Consider the following 22,263-nt stretch of genomic DNA (forward strand, 5'->3'; position numbering starts at 1 on the left):
AATTGAAGGCCTGAAATTGTGGGCCTCCTTATTGAGCGGTTATCCTCTGTGGTAAAAAGTTGTGATTTCAAAGTCCTGTTGCAGGGCTTTGCCATTTTGAAGGTGGAAATACAATGAGAACCTGGCTAGGCATACTCAAGCAATGGATGACTGGATCTCATCATTCTCAACTCAGTGAGGTGGATCTAGAACGCTTGAACAGGATGGAGGCCCTCCATCGCGTCGTGGCGATGATCGAGTACGATCTAGATGGGAACGTGCTTGATGCCAATCAAACATTTTTTGACTTAACCGGTTATAAGCGTGACGAAGTGCTCGGTCAGCATCATCGCATGTTCCTGCCATTGGGAAACCTTGATGCGCCAGAGCATAAGCAGTTTTGGCAAAAGCTTTGCAAAGGAGAGGCGCTGACGGGCCAATTTAAACGCTTAAGCAAAGGAAACCGCGAAGATTGGATTGAAGGCAGCTTTATCCCGTTAAAAAACCAAGACGGGCAAGTGGTTAAAATCGTCAACTACTTTAGTCTCATCACCGCGCTTAAGGCACGTGAGCTTGAGAGCCAAGGCCAAATTGATGCCTTAAACCGGGTGCTTGGAGTCATTGAATTTTCGCTGGATGGCACGATTCTGGCATTGAATCAGAACTTTGCGCGGGTGACCGGTTACGATGCTGCTGAAGTGGTTGGTAAACATCATCGCATTTTCATGCCACACTCAGAAGCCAGCTCCTCGGACTACATCAGATTTTGGCAAGATCTTGCCAGAGGTGAGTTTAAATCCGGGATCTACAAACGCATTGCGAAAAATGGACAAGAGGTCTGGTTACAGGCGACCTATAATCCTATTTTAGACAGTGACGGCAAGCCGTTGAAGATCATTAAATTTGCTACTGATATCACACAGCAAAAGGCGCGAGACTTAGACTTGGCCAGCCAGTTGTCCGCCATTCGGCAAATCATGGCTGTGATTGAGTTTGACCTGCAAGGCAATATTCTGGATGCCAATGATAACTTCTTAAATACTGTTGGTTATCAGAAAAGCGCTGTTGTGGGCAAGCATCATAAAATGTTTGTTCCAAGCGACGTTCAACAATCCGCTGAGTATGCGCAATTTTGGCAAAAGCTGGCTCAAGGAAACACACAAGCGGGTGTTTATCAACGTGTCGCGGCGAATGGCAACCCACTATGGTTGCAAGCCAGCTACAATCCGATTTTAGACTTGAATGGCAAGCCCTACAAAATTGTCAAGTATGCGATTGATGTGACTGAGCAGCGCCTGCGTGATATCGATAACCAAGGGCAAATGACCGCTATCCAACGCTCATTAGGAACGATAGAGTTTTCGCTGGATGGTCATATTACTAAAGTGAACGCAAATTTCATGCAAGTCGTGGGTTATCAAGCGGCGGAACTGATTGGCAAACATCACAGTATGTTTATGCCACTGGAAGAGCGTCATTCAATGGAGTATAAAAACTTTTGGCATCGCCTTGGTCGCGGCGAATTCATGCAGGGTGTGTTTAAACGCATAGATAAACACGGCCAGGAAATTTGGCTCCAAGCGAGTTATAACCCTGTGCTGGATGAGCATGGGAAACCCATCAAGGTAGTGAAGTATGCAACAGATATTACTCAGCAGAAACGTGCTGAAACAGGCTTGATGGAGGCCGTGCTATCTACTGAGCAATTACTGGAAGCGGCTCAGCACGGAGACATGACCGCACGCATAGACTTGCATGGTAAAACGGATCAGATACTTAGTTTGTCCAACGGTATCAATCGCTTGATGGACCGTGTGTCTGAAATTCTGTTGCAAGTCAAAGAGGCCACCACCACGATCAATAGCGCAGCCAATGAAATTTCAACGGGCAATATTGATTTATCTACGCGCACAGAAAGACAAGCGCACAGCTTGCAGGAAACCTCCTCCAGTATGAGCCAACTGGCCGCAACGGTGAAGCAAAATGCTGAGAATGCATTGCAGGCCAACCGAATGGCAGAGGCGGCTTCCAAAGTGGCTGAGCGTGGTGGGGAAGTCGTGAATCAGGTCGTGGATACCATGACTGCGATCAGTCAAAGCGCGCGTAAGATTGAAGATATCATTTCAGTGATTGATGGGATTGCCTTCCAAACAAATATTCTGGCATTGAATGCGGCGGTTGAGGCTGCGCGTGCTGGCGAACAAGGTAAAGGGTTTGCTGTTGTGGCTGGAGAGGTGCGTAATCTGGCACAACGCTCTGCAAGTGCTGCCAGAGAAATCAAGGATCTGATTGCTGACTCTGTCAATAAAACCACGGAAGGTACACAACTGGTCGAAGGTGCCGGTCAAACCATGGTGGAGATTGTGCAGTCAGTCAAGCGCGTCAGCGATATTATCAGTGAAATTTCTGAAGCCTCGATTGAACAGACCTCAGGGATTGATAGTGTTAACCAAGCCATCACTAGTATGGACGATGTGACGCAGCAAAATGCAGCGTTAGTTGAAGAGGCGGCTGCCGCAGCCGAGTCTTTAGTTGAACAAGCCAGCCAATTGTCTGATCTGGTGGCTGATTTCAATCTGAATGAAGCAACTCAAAACAAAGCCAAACCGCCTCTATCCCGAACAGGTACTTACAATTGATCCATTGAATGGTGGAAGTGTTGTTAGGAGCTAGCAAACTCTGATTGAAGCCGACTGCAAAGTCGGCTTTTTCTTTTTTCAAATCTGCTATTTAACACGCGATCACATGCTTTTTCGGTATCTATGTTGCAGTTGTAATCTAATAAACTCACAGGCAGAAGTAAAAATTGTAATTTCGTCCTAGTGAAAATACAAAATATCGAAAGAGATCAGATTATGAAAATCAACTTGCCCGTGACACAAAAAGAGATCGAACTCAAAGAGGATGCCTCTATTGTGTCCAAGACGGATTTAAAAGGGGCCATCACCTATATCAATCGTGAGTTTATTGAAATCAGCGGCTTCAGTGAGGCGGAGCTGATAGGTAAAAATCACAATATTATCCGTCACCCGGACATGCCAGCAGCGGCGTTTGAGGACTTGTGGCGGACGGTGAAAGCAGGAAAGCCCTGGAACGGTATGGTGAAAAATCGTTGTAAAAATGGTGACCACTACTGGGTAGAAGCAAATGTGGCCCCCATCCGTGAAGGCGCTAAGGTGATAGGGTATATGTCTGTTCGCAATAAAGTGAGCCGCGCACAGATTGAGCAGGCTGAAAAACTGTATCAACAGATGCGTGACGGCAACCTCCCGCAACCTGGCTGGGGTGAAAAACTGGCCGCAAAAGTACATGACCTGCCGATTTTCTACAAGCTGTCAGCAGCTATGCTGACCCCGGTGGCTGTTGTTTCTTCAGTGGGCTTTTATCGTCATGATCCTGGCGCATGGGTAGGTATGGGGATGGGGATCGCGGCTGCATTGGTGGCTGGCGGCATTTTCTCGCTAAAACTGAAAAAGTCGATGGCTGTGATGGCACATGCGATTGAAGGCTTGGCTGGTGGCGAGTTGAATCTCAAGATTGATACGCGTGGCAACGACGAATTTGGCAGTTTGATGAAGACACTGAAGTCCATGCAAATCAAGGTGGGGTTTGATGTCAACGATTCTAGGAAAATGGCTGAAGAGGCGGGTCGTCTGCAAACCGCGCTGGATCAAAGTGCCACCGCCTTTTCCTACAGCGACAGTCAACATCAATTGCAATATATGAATGCTGCGGCCCGTAGCCTTTGGCAACAGCTGGTAGAAGAGATTGCCAAAGAACAGCCAGGATTTACCTTGGAAAAGATGTTTGGGAATGCGATTTCCAGTTATTTACCTGAGGCTTACCGCGCGGCATTTGCCGAAGTTTCCAAGATACCTCGGGTGATTGAATTTGCTGCTTATGGCAAAAAAATTCAAGCGACCATTGTTTCAGTGTATACCGCCAAGGGCGAATATCTGGGCCGTATGACGCAGTGGGATGATAAAACGGCTGAAGACATTGGTCAGCAAGAAGTCTTCCGCTTGGTGCGTGAAGCTTCTGCGGGCAACCTGAGACAACGTGTAGATCTGGGAAAACTGCCTGAAGGCTTTGTGCTTGAAATCGGTAAAGGCATTAACCAGATTCTGGATGCCTTGATTAATCCGCTCAATGTCGCCGCCAAATATGTTGAAGACATTTCCAAAGGCCATATCCCGGCAAAAATCACGGATACTTATCAGGGTGACTTTAATACCTTAAAAAACAACCTGAACCAGTGTATCGATGCCTTGAATACCCTCATTGCTGAAATGAACCACATGAGTGCCGAGCACGATGCAGGTGACATTGATGTTGAGATCGATGTCACTAAATTTGATGGCGCTTATCGCACCATGGCTGGTGGCATCAACCAAATGGTGGGCGGCCACATTGCCGTCAAGAAAAAAGCCATGGCCTGCATGCAGGGACTGGGCGAAGGCAACTTTGATACTCCACTGGAAAGATTCCCAGGCAAAAAAGCCTTTATCAATGACACCATCGAACAGGTGCGTGCCAATTTGAAAGCCTTAAATGCGGATACCAGCATGTTAGCCGAGGCCGCCAGAGATGGTCGCATCAGTGTCCGAGCGGATGCAGCGCGGCACCCTGGCGATTACCGTAATATTATCGATGGTATCAACAATACGCTGGATCTGATTGTTGGGCCGATTAGTGCGGTGACTGAGGCGGTGGAAACCATCACTACCGCAGCCAATGAAATCTCCAGCGGTAACTCTGATCTGTCTGCCCGTACCGAACAGCAAGCCTCCAGCCTCGAAGAAACGGCGGCCAGTATGGAAGAACTTGCTTCTACGGTTAAACAAAATGCCGAGAATGCCAAACAGGCCAATCAGATGGCGCTGTCAGCCTCTAGTGTTGCAGCCAAAGGGGGCGAAGTGGTAGATGAAGTCGTCGCAACCATGAGCGCGATTAATGAAAGCGCCAAGAAGATTGAGGACATCATCTCAGTCATTGATGGGATTGCTTTCCAGACCAACATCCTGGCGTTAAATGCGGCGGTTGAGGCCGCCCGTGCAGGTGAGCAGGGCAGAGGGTTTGCCGTGGTGGCCGGTGAGGTGCGTAATTTGGCACAACGCTCTTCGACCGCGGCGCGTGAAATCAAGGAGCTGATTACGGACTCTGTTAATAAAACGGCAGAAGGCACTCGTCAAGTGGAGCATGCGGGGACCACCATGCAGGAGGTCGTCAGTTCTGTACAGCGGGTCGCAGATATTATCAGTGAAATTTCCGCAGCTTCTATTGAGCAGACCACGGGGATTGATCAGGTCAACGAAGCGGTGACCAGTATGGATGAAACCACACAGCAAAATGCAGCGCTTGTAGAACAAGCGGCGGCGGCGGCTGAATCCTTGGTGGATCAAGCCAATCATTTGGCTCAAGCGATCAGCCATTTTAAAGTGGACAGTGGCCGTTCTACAGCGGGGCATCAAGTCATGCGCAGAACCGGCACGCATGGCTAAAAATAAAGTTGTAATTGTTTTGTAACAACACTAAAGAAATCATAAGGTCTGTCGTTATTAACAATAAGTGGTAGTGAAAAGCCACCTAAACCATGGTTAATAATTTGATGGAGACTTTATGAAAAAACATTTGAAAACAACGTTAAGTATTATTGCATTATCAACATTGGCAACACCGCTGTTTGCGGCTGAAGTGTGCAAAGTGTCTATGATGGGCCGTGTCTGTTTTGAAGAGGGCAGCCCAGAATTGACTGCAGCGCACATGAAAGGTGACGCAGTGGCTGAATCTTCAGCAGCGAAGAAAAAGGTAGATGTTGCTGAAGCTGAAAAAACCAAGAAGTAATGCATTTCTTGCTTTGAAAATCCCCCTCTGCAAAGGGGGATTTTTTATGCGTATCGCCAAGCTGTAGCCCCGGCAAAATATATGAAAACTTGAGTAGGAAAAGACCTGTAAAAAGCTTGTTTATTAGCGCATGAAATATGTTTGGAGTATTACAAAATAAACGAGAGTCTGATAAAGGCGAATAAAAATCTGGATTTGGAGTTTTAATTATGACCATTGCGAAGAGAATGTATATTCTGATTGCAGTTGCAGCGCTGGGGCTATTTACGCTAGCGACGCTCAGCTACTTTCAGACTGATCGTGTATTTAAATACACCAACGTTGCCAATGAAAATGCGGCACCCAGCATTGAGGCATTGGATGACACGCTCGCTGAGTTTGAGCTATTAAATAGCTTGATCTGGCAGCATATGCTGAATACAGACAACGTCAAAATGCAGCAGATTGAAAAGCAGGTTGCTGAGGTGCATGGTGATCTGATGGCTGCACTTAAAAAATACGACAGTCTGATCAGCGATGATAGAGACAAGCAGTTACTGCAAAAAGACTATGAGGCGATCAAGTCTTATGATGAGCTAGGTAGCAGCGCGCTGACGCTTTCGCTCTCTAACAAGAAAACAGAGGCCAGGGATGTGTTGCTGGCTAATCAGGCGGTGATTGAGCATGTTCAGAAAGCGATTCGTGAACATCGGGCCTACAACAATGAGATTGCTAAACAAGGGGCTGCTGCAGCGGTGAAGGTTAAGCAAAATGCATTGTTGATGCTGATTGCGATTGCCGGCCTCTCCTTGGCTGTCGTGGTTTCGATTGGTTTCTATATCAAACGCAGCCTGTTTAAGCAATTGGGTATGGAGCCTGCCGATTTAACTGTCATTGCACGCAACTTTGTAGAGGGCAATCTGACCCAGAAGATTGTGTTGCCTGAAGATGACAAAACCAGTGTTGCTTATTCTATCCGTGTACTGCAACGTACCTTGGATGGCCTGGTACAATCATTGAACTATGTCAGCCAGCAGCATGATGAAGGCGATATTGATTGCACTGTTGATCAAAACCGCTTTAAAGGCGGCTACGCAGAAATGGCCGCCGGGATCAATAAAATGGTGGCTGGGCATATTGCCATGAACCGCAGTGCGATTGAAGTGGTGAAAGCGTTTGGCGATGGCAATCTGGATATGCCGCTGGAGCAATTCCCAGGCAAGAAAGCCTTTGTGAACGAAGCCATTGAGCAAGTGCGTACCAATATCAAGCGTCTGGTCAATGATACTGACGAGCTGGTGCACGCAGCGGTAGAAGGGCGTTTATCCACCCGTGCGGATGCCAGCCAGCACCAAGGTGACTTCCGCAAGATTGTCCAGGGCGTGAACGAGACGCTGGATGCGGTGATCGATCCTCTCAACGTGGCGGCCCAATATGTGTCCGATATCTCCAAGGGCAATATCCCGGCCAAGATTACCGACCACTACAATGGTGACTTCAACACCATTAAAGACAACCTCAACCAGTGTATAGACGCCGTCAATGCGCTGATTAGCGATGCCGACATGCTGTCACAAGCCGCGGTCGATGGCAGACTCACCACCCGTGCCGATGCCAGCAAACACAATGGCGACTTCCGCACGATCGTCGAAGGCGTCAACAACACCCTGGATTCCGTGATTGGACCATTGAATGTGGCTGCGAACTACGTAGACCGCATTTCCAAAGGCGATATTCCTGAGCGCATTACCGACCATTACAATGGCGACTTTAACGAGCTCAAGAACAACCTCAATACTTGTATTGAAGCGGTCAACCTGCTCGTCAACGACGCCAATCAACTGGCCGAAGCCGCAAAAGAAGGACGCATCACCGTGCGTGCTGATGTCGACAAACACAATGGCGACTTCCGCAAGATCATTGCAGGCGTGAACAACACGCTGGACATGATCGTAGAGCCGATCATTGCGGTGACCGAAGCCGTCGAAACCATCACCACGGCTGCCAATGAAATCTCCAGCGGTAACTCAGACCTGTCTGCGCGTACCGAGCAGCAAGCCTCCAGCCTGGAAGAAACTGCCGCCAGCATGGAACAACTGGCTTCGACCGTGAAACAGAACGCTGATAACGCCAAACAGGCCAACCAGCTGGCGCTGACCGCCTCAGGCGTTGCCGTCAAAGGTGGCCAGGTGGTGAACGAAGTGGTTGCCACCATGAGTGCGATCAACGAAAGTGCCAAGAAGATCGAAGACATTATTTCGGTGATCGACGGCATTGCCTTCCAGACCAACATCCTGGCCTTGAACGCAGCGGTAGAAGCGGCGCGTGCAGGGGAACAGGGCAGAGGCTTTGCGGTGGTCGCGGGTGAAGTACGTAACCTGGCGCAACGCTCAGCCAGTGCAGCAAAAGAGATCAAGGAATTGATCACTGACTCTGTGAACAAGACCACCGAAGGCACCAAACTGGTTGAGAATGCTGGTAACACCATGGAAGAAGTGGTTTCCTCAGTCCAGCGTGTGGCCGATATCATCAGTGAGATTTCAGCCGCGTCTACCGAGCAGACCACCGGCATTGACCAGGTCAACCAGGCAGTGACCAGCATGGATGAAACCACCCAGCAGAACGCAGCCTTGGTTGAAGAGGCTGCTGCTGCGGCTGAGTCCCTGGTCGATCAGGCCAACCAGCTGGCTGATGTGATTAGCCAGTTCAAGCTGGAAGGTAAAGTCAACACAGGGTTCACTGCAACGCTCAAATCCTCTTCTGGTAGTGGCGGATATTCAGCGCCAAGACCAAGTGCAGATTCGCGTTCGGGCAGAGCTGTGCCAGCCCCTTCAGGCTATGTCGATAAACCGCAGTTTTCAAAATCTCCACCGAGCGCGCCAAGGCCGCCCGCAAAGACAGGCACTGACGATTCGGATTGGGAAGAATTCTAGTCATTCGTCTAAATAAAAAACCGGCTGCTAAACAGCCGGTTTTTTTATGTGATCTGCTGGATCACATTTGTCTTTTATGGAGATGCATTCAAAGACATTAAAAGGATAGGTTTTAAGCCTTTCTTTAATCGATGCTTGATGGATGACTAATTGCAAGATAGCAAAGTATTAAGGAAAAAAGTGTTTGTGTTGGCAAGACACGTCAGAAGACAGCCATGTCTTTGACTTTTGTAATCTTAAACAAGCATTTTGCATAGGCGTAAGCAAATACTGAGGATGGATAAATGTTCGGAAACATGAGAGTAAAGAAAAGCCTGATGGTCGGGTTTGGTAGCATGATTCTGCTGATGGCAGGATTAACTGTTATTGGGATTGACCGTGTGCGTGAAATCGACGATACGCTGACCGAAATCAATGATGTGAATAGCGTTAAGCAGCGCTATGCCATCAATTTTCGCGGCAGCGTGCATGACCGGGCGATTAGTTTGCGTGATGTGACCCTAGAGGCATCCAGTGCTGAAGTGGACAAGTCCATCAGTGATATCCGCCGATTGGCGGTTGCTTATGAAGAGAGTTCGGCCAAGCTGGATGCTATTTTTAAAGAGGATGCGGCTGTTACGGCAGATGAAAAGGAAATTCTCACGCACATCAAGTCTATCGAAGCCAAAACATTACCGGTGATTGAACGTGTGATTGCATTACGCCATGCAGGTGATGAGGAGCAAGCGAAAAGTCTGTTAATGAGTGAAGCTAAGCCCTTGTTTGTAGAATGGCTCAAAACCATTAATCAGTTTATTGATTATCAGGAGGCATTAAACAAAACGGCTTCAGCGCAAGCCAAGTCTGTCGCTTCCGGGTTTTCCATACTCATGCAAATTGCATTAGGGATTGCCATTCTTATCGCTGGCTGGATGGCTATTTCAATCTCTAAATCCCTGCTTAACCGTTTAGGTGCAGATCCGTTGGAACTCACTGAGTTTGCCAAAAAAATTGGTGAAGGGGATTCTGACTTTGCCGTACCGCTGGCTGAACATGACCAAGGCAGTGTTGCCTACCAGCTACAACGCATGCGGCAACATGTGCTAAAAGTCATTAGCGAAATGAAGGATGTCGCGCATGCGCAAGCCAATGGTGAGATTGATCGCCGTATCCACAGTGCACAACACCAAGGAATGTTTAAAGACATGGCCGAAGGGGTCAATCAAATGCTGGATGACCAACATACGTCGACCCGCAAGGTGATGGCTGTAATCAACGGCTTTGGCAATGGCGACTTTGGCATTCCGCTTGAGACATTCAAAGGGAAAAAAGCCGAGATCAACCGCGATATTGAGCAAGTCAGAGCCAATTTGACCAATATCATTTCCGATTTAAACCAGATGTCTGCTGCCCATCGTCAGGGCAATATCAGCTATTTTATTGACCCTGCCAAATATAATGGCCACTTCAGCGCCTTGGCTGAAGGGGTGAACGGCATGGTGCAGGAATATATCGAAGAAAATAAAACGGTGACTGATTGTATTTTGCAGTTTGGTGAAGGTAATTTCTCCGCCACCATCAAGGAGTTCCCTGGAGAAAAAGCGTTTATCAACAAGAGCGTCAAGAAGATTGGCGGCAACCTCAAAGGCTTGATTGATTCGGTTAACTGGGTCAGTAATGCGCATGAGCAAGGTGAAATTGATGCCATGCTACGTGATGACATGTTTAAAGGCGATTTCAGTACGCTGGCCAAGTCTGTCAACAATATGGTGACGGGCTTGTTGGAAATGAACCAGCAATCCATGCAGGTCGTGAAGGGCTTTGGTGAAGGTAACTTCGACATTCCGCTTCAGCGCTGGCCAGGTAAAAAGGGCGAGATCAACGACACGGTTGAGCAAGTTCGCGCAAACCTGAAAGGGTTGATTGGTGACATCAACGGCTTAACAGAAGCTGCAGGCGAAGGCCGCATTTCAGTGCGGGCTGACGCTTCCCAGCATAAAGGCGATTTCCGCAAAATTGTTGAAGGCGTTAACCACACCCTGGACATGATTGTAGAGCCGATCATTGCGGTGACTGAAGCCGTCGAAACCATCACCACTGCGGCCAATGAAATTTCCAGCGGTAATGCTGATCTTTCAGCCCGTACCGAACAACAGGCTTCCAGCCTGGAGCAAACGGCGGCAAGTATGGAGGAGTTGGCATCCACGGTTAAACAGAATGCCGACAACGCCAAACAAGCTAACCAGCTGGCACTGACAGCCTCTGGTGTCGCGGTTAAAGGTGGCCAGGTGGTGAATGAAGTGGTTGCCACCATGAGTGCGATTAACGAAAGTGCCAAGAAGATCGAAGACATTATTTCGGTCATTGACGGCATTGCCTTCCAGACCAACATCCTGGCCTTGAACGCAGCGGTAGAAGCCGCGCGAGCAGGGGAACAGGGTAGAGGCTTCGCCGTGGTCGCAGGTGAGGTGCGTAACCTGGCCCAGCGTTCAGCCAGTGCTGCGAAAGAGATTAAAGAGCTGATTGCAGACTCTGTGAATAAAACCACTGAAGGCACCAAGCTGGTCGAAAATGCCGGTAGCACCATGGACGAGGTGGTCTCCTCTGTGCAACGCGTGGCTGACATTATCAGTGAAATCTCTGCTGCCTCTATTGAGCAAACCACCGGCATTGATCAGGTGAACCAGGCAGTGACCAGCATGGATGAAACCACGCAACAGAATGCAGCCTTGGTTGAAGAAGCGGCCGCTGCGGCTGAATCCCTGGTTGATCAGGCCAATCAGCTGGCGGATGTGGTCAGCCAGTTCAAGCTGGAGAGGGGCGCGGGATCAGGCTTTACCGCCTCACCTAAGTCTCAAGCCAAGGGAAGTGTTTCTTCAACACCGCGAACCATGCCTCAGCATGGCTCGGGACGACCGGTTCCAGCCCCCTCCGGCTATGTGGATAAACCCCAGCGTGCTCAAGCGACGGCCAGTCCACCTAGGGTCAGTGCCAAAACCGGCACGGATAATTCGGATTGGGAAGAGTTTTGACCTAAGTCATCTTCAGAAACGGCTGCTTCGGCAGCCGTTTTTTTGTGTCTGCACATCATTGGACAGGGTTTGTAAACCCTCATGCCTGAATGACTTTAAACAGAACCATAAAAATACGTTTTACATTCAATTTGTATCTTTATCTTTAGCGGGATAATGATTACATAAACAGTGAATAAAAAATCTTATAAACGGATTTTATTATTCATATAAAAATTGGCTTTACGGTCATTGATTGACTTCAAGCTAGAAATAACTCGGAAGAGCAGTGCGTCAGCAATGCACGCCCCCTATTTATTTTTATGCAAAGGAAGTCAATATGCAGTTGTCTCAGCGCTTTCAATCTATTCAGGGCAAAATCGTCCTGATGGCAGGGCTGTCCATTCTGGTCAGCGGCAGCATTCTCGTCGGATCCTCTTATCTCTCAGCTAAAAATAATCAGCAACTGGTGTCTGAAAACGTATCGTTGTTAGTCAACGAAGGCACCAAAAACAGCTTGAAGAATCTGGCTGGCTCTGAAGCAGGAAAAATCCAGGCCAAGTTTGATGTCGCACTGGATGCGGCACGCACGATGGCAAATACTTTTGTGTTGAGTAAAGAGGGTTCCGTGGCACTGGGGCGTGACCAGATTAATGCCATCTTGCTCAATGTGCTGAAACAAAACCCAGAGTTCAATGGCACTTATAGTTGTTGGGAGCCGGATGCGCTTGATGGTAAAGATGACGCCTTTAAAACCGGCAGGGATGGCAACAATAGCCTTACCGGCCGTTTTACGCCTTATTGGAACCGTGATGAAAGCGGACGGATTGCGGTGCAACCACTGGTGGAGTATGACACGCTGGACAAGCACCCCAATGGGGTCATGAAAGGCGGCTGGTATCTTGGCCCCAAAACAAACCATACCGAAAGTGTATTGGACCCATTTCCTTATATTGTGCAAGGCAAATCTGTATGGCTGACTACGCTGTCGGTGCCCATTATCAAGAACGGCAAGTTTTATGGGGTCGCCGGGACTGACTACAATCTGGACTTTGTGCAAAAAACCGCTGAAGGTGCCAGCAAGAATCTGTTTGACGGTAAAGGCGAAGTGGTTATCGTCAGTAATATGGGGCTTATCGTGGCCGATAGCCGTAATCCAGGCTTGATTGGCCAGCCCTTTGGCAAAATTGTGGGCGACAGTAGCGCAAAGTATCTCCAAGAGATCCAGTCTGGTCATGATTTAGCGGCGATTGATCAGCAAGCCGGTCAAATGATGGCGCTCGCCCCCATTATGTTGGGCCGCACCGGCAAACCTTGGTCTGTCCTGATTAAAGTACCAACCGCCGTCGTGCTGGCAGAAGCGCAAGCGCTTGATCAACGATTGTCTAGCGGTGCGAATCAAGCCGCTTTATGGCAGTTATTGTTAGGCTTGATGGTGACGGCAACCGGGATTGCGGTCATCTGGTTTTCAGCCGCAAAAATTGCAAAACCCATACGTGAAGCCGCCCAGGTTGCACAGGACTTATCACTGGGTAGAACAGATGTCGTGATTGAGGTGCATAGCCAGGATGAAACCGGCCAGTTAATGACGGCCATGCAAAGCATGGTCAAGTCGATTAAGTTACTCATTCATGATACCCATGGCTTGGCACAATCTGCGGTACAAGGCAATCTCTCTACACGGGCAGACATTCAGCCGCATCAAGGCGATTTCCGAAAAGTGGTTGAGGGGATTAACGAGACACTGGATGCGGTTGTAACGCCCTTGGGTGTGGCTGCTAGCTATGTGGAACAGATCGCCAAAGGTGAAATTCCAGAAAAGATTACGGCTGACTATAAAGGCGATTTTAACGCCATTAAAAACAACCTGAACCAGTGTATAGAGACCATTAATAGTATGGTGTATGACACTGAAGAATTGGTGCACGCAGCGGTAGAAGGGCGTTTATCCACCCGTGCGGATGCCAGCAAGCATCAAGGTGACTTCCGCAAGATTGTCCAGGGCGTGAACGAGACGCTGGATGCGGTGATCGATCCTCTCAACGTGGCGGCCCAATATGTGTCCGATATCTCCAAGGGCAATATCCCGGCCAAGATTACCGACCACTACAATGGTGACTTCAACACCATTAAAGACAACCTCAACCAGTGTATAGACGCCGTCAATGCGCTGATTAGCGATGCCGACATGCTGTCACAAGCCGCGGTCGATGGCAGACTCACCACCCGTGCCGATGCCAGCAAACATAATGGCGACTTCCGCAAGATTGTTGAAGGCGTCAACAACACCCTGGATTCCGTGATTGGACCATTGAATGTGGCTGCGAACTACGTAGACCGCATTTCCAAAGGCGACATCCCTGAGCGCATTACCGACCATTACAATGGCGACTTCAACGAGCTCAAGAACAACCTCAATACTTGTATTGAAGCGGTCAACCTGCTCGTCAACGACGCCAATCAACTGGCCGAAGCCGCAAAAGAAGGACGCATCACCGTGCGTGCTGATGTCGACAAACACAATGGCGACTTCCGCAAGATCATTGCAGGCGTGAACAACACGCTGGACATGATCGTAGAGCCGATCATTGCAGTGACCGAAGCAGTGGAAACCATCACGACTGCCGCCAATGAAATCTCCAGCGGTAACTCAGACCTGTCTGCGCGTACCGAGCAGCAAGCCTCCAGCCTGGAAGAAACTGCCGCCAGCATGGAACAACTGGCTTCGACCGTGAAACAGAACGCTGATAACGCCAAACAGGCCAACCAGCTGGCGCTGACCGCCTCAGGCGTTGCCGTCAAAGGTGGCCAGGTTGTTAACGAAGTGGTTGCCACCATGAGTGCGATCAACGAAAGTGCCAAGAAGATCGAAGACATTATTTCGGTGATCGACGGCATTGCCTTCCAGACCAACATTCTGGCCTTGAACGCAGCGGTAGAAGCGGCGCGTGCCGGTGAGCAGGGCAGAGGCTTTGCGGTGGTCGCGGGTGAAGTACGTAATCTGGCGCAACGCTCAGCCAGTGCGGCAAAAGAGATCAAGGAATTGATCACCGACTCTGTGAACAAGACCACCGAAGGCACCAAGCTGGTTGAGAATGCCGGTAACACCATGGAAGAAGTGGTTTCCTCAGTCCAGCGTGTGGCCGATATCATCAGTGAAATCTCAGCCGCATCTACCGAGCAGTCAACGGGCATTGACCAGGTGAACCAGGCAGTGACCAGTATGGATGAAACCACCCAGCAAAATGCAGCCTTGGTTGAAGAGGCCGCTGCTGCGGCTGAATCCCTGGTCGATCAGGCCAATCAATTAGCCGATGCCATTAGTCAGTTTAAACTTGAGGGCGTGGCCGCTGGCGGGTTTTCCAGTGCGCACGCAAACACGCACCGCGCGTCTGAGAAAAAACATGCAGTCAACCTGACTGCCATGCATAGACATAAAGTCAGCCCAAGCCGTGGCGCTGGTGATCCGGGCAAGTTGCTCAAAACGGGCACGCACGATCATAGCTGGGAAAGTTTTTAAGCGCCAAATTGCCTTCTGTAGCAGCTCATAGGGCTTAAATCCCCCTGTTTGCTGCTGTAAAGGCTAAATGGCTCGAATAATCCCCATGATCAAAACCACCCCTCCAGGTAAGTAATTGCGACGATAAGAATTTCTTTAGGGGGGCAATTACCGCAAAAGAACCAAATTTCCCCTTTTTACATGCAATTCAAAAGTGGCTTGCATGCTGAATAATCGCTGACATAGGTCGATAAATAGACCAAATAATAAATTATCTGGATCTGGAAAAAAGGAGTGAAACGCATGTTCGCTGATCAATGGGGTGCGCTTGCGGGAAGACTTTCTCGTACTAAGCTTTCATTACAACTGACGATGATACTGGGCGTGCTGGTATGCAGTCTGTTGGCACCACTGGTTTTAAATACCGGTTCAGGTATGGGTTTCATGCTTCATGCAGGATTAACGCTGTTGGCCATATTCATGGCATGCAGTCTGACCGCTTCAGTGAAGCACGTGGTAGGTGGCGAGCCCTTGCAAACACTGCAAGCCGCACAATCTCTAGCGCAGGGTGACTTTGCTGTGCAGACAAGCGCAGCCACAGCCTCGGTGGCAGATGCAATCAATCAGTCAAAAGCCGGTTTTGCAAACTTCAAACAGCAATTGGCGCTGATAGAAGCCGAACATGCCAAAGGCAACCTTAACGCGCAGCTGGATGTGACTGCGTTTGCAGGGGAGCTGAGCCAGTCTGCCGCAAGCGTGAACCATCTGTTAAACATGCATGTGGCCAGTATGGAAAAAGCCGGCCGCGCCGTTGAGGCGCTGGGTCGTGGTGAGCTGAATACGCAGCTTGAGCGCTTGCCAGAACATTTGCATGCCTTCAATCAAGGCTTCGATGGCCTCAAATCTAACGTACAGGCATTGATTCAGGATCTGACAGCAATGGCTAAAAACCATGCCGAAGGTGAAACGGATGCGCGTTTGAATAGCGGTCAATTGCAGGGTGATTTTAAAGTGGTGGCTGACGTTGTGAATCGCATGATTCATGGCTATGTGACCGAAACCGAGCGCTTTATTGCAGTCATGGACAGTATTGGCCGTGGTGACCTGACGGCGCAACTGGAAGCCATGCCAGGCAAGAAAGCCGCCATGAACAAGAGCGTAGATCGTATCCGCGGCAACCTGAAAGGGATTGTAGACTCTGTAAACTGGGTCAATGCCGAGCACGAAAAAGGCAATATTGATATGACCCTGCGTGCAGACATGTTCAAAGGCCAGTTCTCATTATTGGCTGAAAGTATCAACAATATCGTGGCTGGACATATCGAGTTGAATCAAAAAGCCATGGCCTGCGTACAAGCGTTTGGTGATGGTAATTTTGATGCACCGCTGGAGCAGTTCCCAGGCCTCAAGGCAAAAATCAATCAAACCATAGAGCAAGTGCGCAGCAACCTGAAAGCCTTGAATGCAGACGCCCAAATGCTTGCCGAAGCCGCCAAAGAGGGCCGTGTCACCGTCCGCGCCAATGCAGACAGACACCCAGGCGATTATCGCAAGATTGTGCAAGGCATGAACAATACGCTGGACATGATTGTAGAGCCAGTGTTGACGGTGAAAACCGCAGCGGAATCTATCAATATTGCTGCCAAGGAAATTGCCCAGGGCAATGCCGACTTGAGTCGCCGTACTGAGGATCAAGCAGCCAACCTGGAAAAAACAGCCTCCAGTATGGACGAGCTCGCATCGACCGTGAAACAGAATGCCGAAAACGCCAAGCAGGCGAATAATTTAGCTGCACAGGCCTCACAAGTTGCCGTCAAGGGTGGCGAGGTCGTCGGTGCGGTGGTGGCCACCATGAGTGATATCAATGAGAGTGCGCGCAAGATTGAAGACATTATTTCCGTGATCGACGGCATTGCCTTCCAGACCAATATTCTGGCGCTAAATGCAGCGGTAGAAGCAGCCCGGGCCGGTGAGCAGGGTCGTGGTTTTGCAGTGGTGGCGGCCGAGGTGGGTAGCCTGGCGCAACGCTCATCCGTAGCCGCACGTGAAATTAAAGAATTGATTACTGACTCCGTGAACAAAACAGCAGAGGGTAGCCGTCAGGTACAGGAAGCTGGAAACACGATGCATGAAATCGTGGATTCCGTGAAACGGGTCAGCGTGATTATTGGTGAAATTGCATCGGCATCGAATGAGCAAAGTGCCGGCATCGCCATGGTCAACGATGCGGTGATCCGCATGGATGATGTGACGCAGCAAAACACAGCTTTGGTTGAAGAGGCCGCTGCGGCTGCAGAATCCCTGATGGATCACGCCAATGAGTTGGCTAGCGCAGTAGGGGTATTTATTGTGGATGGACAGGCAAAAGCGTCCAGCCATCGCGCAGGAAATGCAGACTGGGACGATGATTATCGTCAGGTCAGCAACGGTTAGGGCAGGGTAGCGAACGCCCTTTAATAAAGTAGTACTTTTTATATCAGGAGTTAAAAATGGCAGTGATTGATCGAGTATTGATTGGCGAAGGTTTAGTCATCGAAGAGCGTCCAGAAGGTGGTTTGGATTTGAAAAATGTGGCCCACATTGACTTGATTATGGGTCCACGCGGTAGCGCTGCAGAAGACGCATTTTGTCGTACGCTCACCGACCAAAAACAAGGCGTAAACGGTTTGTTGGCGATTGCAGCGCCAAACATGATGGTAAAACCAAACACCGTAATGTTTAACAAGGTGACCATCAAAGATGGACGTCAGGCAACACAAATGTTTGGCCCGGCACAACGTGGTGTAGCGATGGCTGTAATGGATTGCGTCGCTGACGGTACGATCCCGCTGGAAGAAGCAGATGATGTATTTATCTGTGTTGGTGTATTCATCGACAGCAAAGCTGACATGGATGACCGTATCCAGGACTGGAACTACCGTGCAACAAAAATGGCGATTAAAGCCGCCGTTGCGCGTGAGCCTAAAGCTGCTGACGTTGTGAAGCAGTACAAGGAAGCGCTGCATCCATTTGCTGCACAAACTCCGGAAGCACAAAACCGTCGTGCTGAAGACAAAGCTGCTGCCTTAGCAATTTCTCAAATGCAAGAGCGCAGCAAGCATGCAAAAAACAGCTATGAAACCCAAGTTAAAGATGATCAGCAAGTTGATTTGGCCATTTCACAAATGAGAGAGCGTATCAACACGACACGCGCTTAATTCTGGCAGTGTATGCCCGCGGATTTGCATAGGATAACGAAGTGAGTGCATTAAAAAAACAAGAGCAAGAAGATCGCGAGTTTTTGTTTACGCGCGATGATTTCGTCAGAATTAAAAGTCTGATTTATCGCCATGCAGGCATTTCATTATCCGATGCAAAGACCGATATGGTCTACAGCCGAATCGGTAGGCGTTTGCGCGCGCTGGACATGAATAGTTTCAAACACTATCTGGACACGCTCGAGCAGCAGAACAATGCGGATGAGTGGCAGGCATTTACCAATGCGCTAACCACTAATTTGACCTCGTTTTTTCGGGAAGAACATCATTTTCCGATTTTGGCCGAACATCTGGTGAAGCTGTCAGCCAACCGGCGAGGAAAACCGCTACGCATCTGGTGTTCTGCGGCATCGACGGGCGAAGAGCCTTATTCGATTGCGATCACCGCTTGCGAAGCGTTTAATAGCTTGAAACCGCCTGTAGAAATTGTTGCCACAGACATTGATACCAATGTGCTGGCGACGGCGAGTGCAGGCGTGTACCCGCTAGACCGGGTCAAGAAAATGGATGACGGTCGTGTACGCAAATTTTTTGAACGTGGCACAGGCAAGCATGACGGCCTGGTCCGTGTCAAAAAAGCCGCCCGTGATCTGATTCATTTTCACCAATTGAATTTACTGGATGCACAATGGCCATTTCATGATGGCTTTGATGTGATTTTCTGCCGCAATGTCATGATCTATTTTGACAAGCCGACACAAGGCAAAATCATTGAAAAATTTGTCAACCTCATGCATGAAGACAGTTTGTTATTGGCAGGCCATTCAGAAAACTTTTTGTATGTGTCCGACCACTTGCAACTGTTGGGAAAAACCGTCTATAAATTAAAAACCAGTGGCGCGGCACGTTCCAGCCTCTTTACGCATCGGAAATCGCTATGAGTGTCATGCAAGAAGAAATTTCTAACACCCTGTATTTTGACAGAACATTTAATTGCAATGCTGCCAAAATTTCACCAGGGGAGTATTACTACACAGACAAGGACATGTTGATTGTCACCGTGCTTGGGTCCTGTGTTTCTGCCTGTATCCGTGACAGCCGTACCGGCATTGGTGGCATGAACCATTTCATGTTGCCCGAGGGGGGCAGTGCAGACAAGGACAGCCCGATCTCTGAGTCGATGCGCTATGGCACTTATGCCATGGAAGTCTTGATCAACCAGCTGTTGCGTAACGGCGCCAAGCGCGAAAACCTCGAAGCTAAAATTTTTGGGGGCGGCAACGTCTTGCGCAGCTTTACCACCAATAACGTGGGTGATCGTAATGCTGCGTTTGTCAAAAAGTATCTGAAAGAAGAAGGGATTAAAGTCACCGGCGAAGATTTGCTGGATATTTATCCCCGCAAGGTTTATTTCTTTCCCAAAACCGGTAAAGTACTGGTTAAAAAGCTGAAACAATTGAACAACTACACCTTGGTCAAGCGCGAGCAAGCTTACTCCAGCAAGCTGCAAACCAACGATGTGGGTGGAGATATCGATTTGTTCTAATAATAATTAAAACAAGGGGTTATGCCATGAAAACAAAAGTGCTGGTGATTGACGACTCGGCATTGATACGCAGTTTGTTGAGCGAAATCATTAACGACACCAAGGATCTGGAAGTGGTGGGAACCGCACCGGATCCGCTGGTCGCGCGCGAGATGATCAAGCAGTTGAATCCGGATGTACTCACGCTGGATGTAGAAATGCCACGCATGGACGGTCTGGATTTTTTAGAAAAACTCATGCGTTTGCGTCCGATGCCCGTGCTTATGGTATCCACGCTGACAGAAAAAGGCTCTGAAATCACTTTGCGTGCACTGGAGCTGGGTGCCACCGACTTTGTCACCAAACCCAAAATGGGCATTACCCAGGGCATGCAGCAGTATGCCGCCGAGATTACTGACAAGATCCGTGTTGCTGCCAGGGCGAAAATCAGCACCTTGCAAAGTATTGCCAAAGCGTCTAATACGCAGATACAACAAAGTCCCATCCGCAATCCGCTCATCAGTAGTGAAAAACTGCTGATTATTGGCGCCTCTACTGGCGGCACCGAAGCGATCAAGTCCTTTTTAATGCAGATGCCTTCTGATTGCCCCGGCATTTTAATTACCCAACACATGCCTGCAGGCTTCACCAAGTCCTTTGCTAGTCGTCTGGACAGTCTGTGCAAAATTGCCGTCAAGGAAGCCGAAGATGGTGAGCGCGTATTGCCTGGCCATGCCTATATCGCGCCAGGGGATCAGCATTTACTGCTCGCCAGAAGTGGCGCCAACTATGTCACACGTTTATCTGACGCCGAGCCGGTGAATAGACATAAGCCATCAGTCGATGTATTGTTTGATTCAGCGGCTACAAACGCCGGTAAAAACGCCGTCGGGATCATTTTAACGGGCATGGGCAAAGATGGCGCCGCGGGCATGTTGCGCATGAAGAATGCCGGCTCTTTCAATTTTGCCCAAAACGAAGAAAGCTGTGTGGTGTATGGTATGCCACGCGAAGCCGTTGCGCATGGTGGTGTTCACGAAGTCGGGCATTTAAAAGACTTGCCGCGTCTGGTGCTACAACATCTTGCAACTAACAGTGAACGCGCCATTCGCGTATAGTACTGTGAGGAATAAACCGGTAAATCCCAGCTTTATCCTGATTAGCATTGACCATGGTTCGTTCCATAATACAGGCTACGGGATTAGTAATTAAATGATAGCGGAGTAACAAATGGGCAACCCAAATACTAAATTTCTGGTAGTGGATGATTTTTCTACGATGCGTAGAATTGTGCGCAACCTGCTCAAAGAACTTGGTTATAACAATGTTGAAGAAGCAGAAGATGGTGCAGATGCCCTCAACAAGTTGCGCAATGGTGACTTTGAATTCGTGGTTTCCGACTGGAATATGCCCAACATGGACGGTTTGACCATGTTGCAGAATATCCGTGCAGACAGCAAATTATCCAAATTGCCTGTATTGATGGTCACTGCCGAGGCAAAAAAAGAAAACATTATTGCTGCGGCCCAGGCCAAAGCGAGTGGCTATGTGGTGAAGCCTTTCACTGCAGCCACACTTGAAGAGAAGTTATCCAAAATCTTTGAAAAATTGGAAAAAGGCGAGGTGTAACCATGACCGAAGCGATCAATCCGAATCAGGATCATGCGGCGATGGATCTTGCCTCTAACCTGATTTCCACGATGAGTCCCAATCAGCAAGAGGAAATGATCAGCCGGATTGGACACATGACCCGCTCCTTGCACGATAATCTGAGTGCGCTGGGCTATGACAAGGTGCTGGAACAAGTTGCGCAGGAAATTCCTGATGCCAGAGACCGTTTAAGTTATGTGGCAAAAATGACTGAACAGGCGGCTGAGCGTGTGCTGAACGCCACTGATCTGGCCACGCCTTTACAGTCAGAGTTATCTGATCGAGCTGCGGTGTTGAAGCAACGCTGGGAAGAGGTCATGCAGCGTGCTTCGCTCAAATCGGAATACGATGCTGTTGTCCATGAAACACTGGAATATATGTCACTGGTCAGTCAACACACATCGACGACCAAATCGTTACTGATGGATATCATGATGGCGCAGGACTTTCAGGATCTGACCGGCCAGGTGATCAAAAAAGTGACCTCACTGGCACAAGACCTGGAGAGACAATTGGTGCAAGTGTTGGTAGATTTTTCTCCTGCGGCCAAAAAAGACGAGGACTCCTTGATGAATGGTCCACAAATTGATCCACATAACACCGTGGATGTGGTCGCCAATCAGGAACAGGTGGATGATCTGCTCGAAAGCCTGGGCTTTTAATTCAC

The 22,263-nt window shown here is 49.0% G+C and carries 13 protein-coding genes; all 13 read left to right on the forward strand.

The features are described from left to right. Positions 1–113 precede the first annotated feature (113 nt). The 13 genes from ACT53D_RS04165 to cheZ all read left to right on the forward strand — a co-directional run bounded on the left by ACT53D_RS04165 (position 114) and on the right by cheZ (position 22,258). The gene (locus ACT53D_RS04165; RefSeq protein ID WP_476154604.1) at positions 114–2,618 is read left to right on the forward strand and encodes a methyl-accepting chemotaxis protein; all 2,505 of its coding nucleotides are present in this window, start codon (positions 114–116) and stop codon (positions 2,616–2,618) included. A gap of 216 nt (positions 2,619–2,834) precedes the next feature. Further along, positions 2,835–5,480 (forward strand): methyl-accepting chemotaxis protein, encoded by a 2,646-nt coding sequence (locus tag ACT53D_RS04170; RefSeq protein ID WP_476154606.1) that lies wholly within the window; start codon positions 2,835–2,837, stop codon positions 5,478–5,480. Between the two features lie 118 nt (positions 5,481–5,598). Then, positions 5,599–5,823 (forward strand): hypothetical protein, encoded by a 225-nt coding sequence (locus ACT53D_RS04175; protein WP_194747579.1) that lies wholly within the window; start codon positions 5,599–5,601, stop codon positions 5,821–5,823. Positions 5,824–6,032: 209 nt separating this feature from the next. Then, positions 6,033–8,735, forward strand: a complete 2,703-nt coding sequence (locus ACT53D_RS04180; protein WP_476154608.1) for a methyl-accepting chemotaxis protein — start codon at positions 6,033–6,035, stop codon at positions 8,733–8,735. 296 nt (positions 8,736–9,031) lie between these two features. Continuing rightward, on the forward strand, positions 9,032–11,746 hold the full coding sequence (locus tag ACT53D_RS04185) for a methyl-accepting chemotaxis protein (protein WP_476154610.1): 2,715 nt from the start codon (positions 9,032–9,034) through the stop codon (positions 11,744–11,746). A 319-nt stretch (positions 11,747–12,065) separates the two neighbouring features. Then, complete coding sequence (locus ACT53D_RS04190) at positions 12,066–15,245, forward strand: methyl-accepting chemotaxis protein (protein ID WP_476154612.1); 3,180 nt, start codon at positions 12,066–12,068, stop codon at positions 15,243–15,245. A gap of 282 nt (positions 15,246–15,527) precedes the next feature. Then, positions 15,528–17,657, forward strand: coding sequence for a methyl-accepting chemotaxis protein (locus ACT53D_RS04195; RefSeq protein WP_476154614.1), 2,130 nt, complete (start codon positions 15,528–15,530; stop codon positions 17,655–17,657). Positions 17,658–17,713: 56 nt separating this feature from the next. Continuing rightward, positions 17,714–18,421, forward strand: coding sequence for a formaldehyde-activating enzyme (gene fae / locus ACT53D_RS04200; protein WP_194746681.1), 708 nt, complete (start codon positions 17,714–17,716; stop codon positions 18,419–18,421). A gap of 41 nt (positions 18,422–18,462) precedes the next feature. Next, positions 18,463–19,362 (forward strand): CheR family methyltransferase, encoded by a 900-nt coding sequence (locus ACT53D_RS04205; RefSeq protein WP_194746682.1) that lies wholly within the window; start codon positions 18,463–18,465, stop codon positions 19,360–19,362. Next, the gene (gene cheD / locus ACT53D_RS04210; protein ID WP_124551641.1) at positions 19,359–19,967 is read left to right on the forward strand and encodes a chemoreceptor glutamine deamidase CheD; all 609 of its coding nucleotides are present in this window, start codon (positions 19,359–19,361) and stop codon (positions 19,965–19,967) included. The genes ACT53D_RS04205 and cheD overlap by 4 nt, the downstream gene beginning before the upstream one ends. A gap of 26 nt (positions 19,968–19,993) precedes the next feature. Continuing rightward, complete coding sequence (locus ACT53D_RS04215) at positions 19,994–21,064, forward strand: protein-glutamate methylesterase/protein-glutamine glutaminase (RefSeq protein ID WP_194746683.1); 1,071 nt, start codon at positions 19,994–19,996, stop codon at positions 21,062–21,064. 112 nt (positions 21,065–21,176) lie between these two features. Further along, on the forward strand, positions 21,177–21,575 hold the full coding sequence (gene cheY, locus ACT53D_RS04220) for a chemotaxis response regulator CheY (RefSeq protein WP_194746684.1): 399 nt from the start codon (positions 21,177–21,179) through the stop codon (positions 21,573–21,575). Between the two features lie 2 nt (positions 21,576–21,577). Continuing rightward, positions 21,578–22,258: a protein phosphatase CheZ gene (cheZ, locus tag ACT53D_RS04225; RefSeq protein WP_194746685.1), complete on the forward strand. Its 681-nt coding sequence runs from the start codon at positions 21,578–21,580 to the stop codon at positions 22,256–22,258. Positions 22,259–22,263: the final 5 nt, after the last annotated feature.

This window comes from Methylophilus sp. DMC16, assembly GCF_056314045.1.

Coding starts and splice junctions, on each gene's coding strand:
- ACT53D_RS04165 (WP_476154604.1), top strand. CDS start 114: ATGAGAACCTGGCTAGGCATACTCAAGCAATGGATGACTGGATCTCAT.
- ACT53D_RS04170 (WP_476154606.1), top strand. CDS start 2,835: ATGAAAATCAACTTGCCCGTGACACAAAAAGAGATCGAACTCAAAGAG.
- ACT53D_RS04175 (WP_194747579.1), top strand. CDS start 5,599: ATGAAAAAACATTTGAAAACAACGTTAAGTATTATTGCATTATCAACA.
- ACT53D_RS04180 (WP_476154608.1), top strand. CDS start 6,033: ATGACCATTGCGAAGAGAATGTATATTCTGATTGCAGTTGCAGCGCTG.
- ACT53D_RS04185 (WP_476154610.1), top strand. CDS start 9,032: ATGAGAGTAAAGAAAAGCCTGATGGTCGGGTTTGGTAGCATGATTCTG.
- ACT53D_RS04190 (WP_476154612.1), top strand. CDS start 12,066: ATGCAGTTGTCTCAGCGCTTTCAATCTATTCAGGGCAAAATCGTCCTG.
- ACT53D_RS04195 (WP_476154614.1), top strand. CDS start 15,528: ATGTTCGCTGATCAATGGGGTGCGCTTGCGGGAAGACTTTCTCGTACT.
- fae (WP_194746681.1), top strand. CDS start 17,714: ATGGCAGTGATTGATCGAGTATTGATTGGCGAAGGTTTAGTCATCGAA.
- cheD (WP_124551641.1), top strand. CDS start 19,359: ATGAGTGTCATGCAAGAAGAAATTTCTAACACCCTGTATTTTGACAGA.
- ACT53D_RS04215 (WP_194746683.1), top strand. CDS start 19,994: ATGAAAACAAAAGTGCTGGTGATTGACGACTCGGCATTGATACGCAGT.
- cheY (WP_194746684.1), top strand. CDS start 21,177: ATGGGCAACCCAAATACTAAATTTCTGGTAGTGGATGATTTTTCTACG.
- cheZ (WP_194746685.1), top strand. CDS start 21,578: ATGACCGAAGCGATCAATCCGAATCAGGATCATGCGGCGATGGATCTT.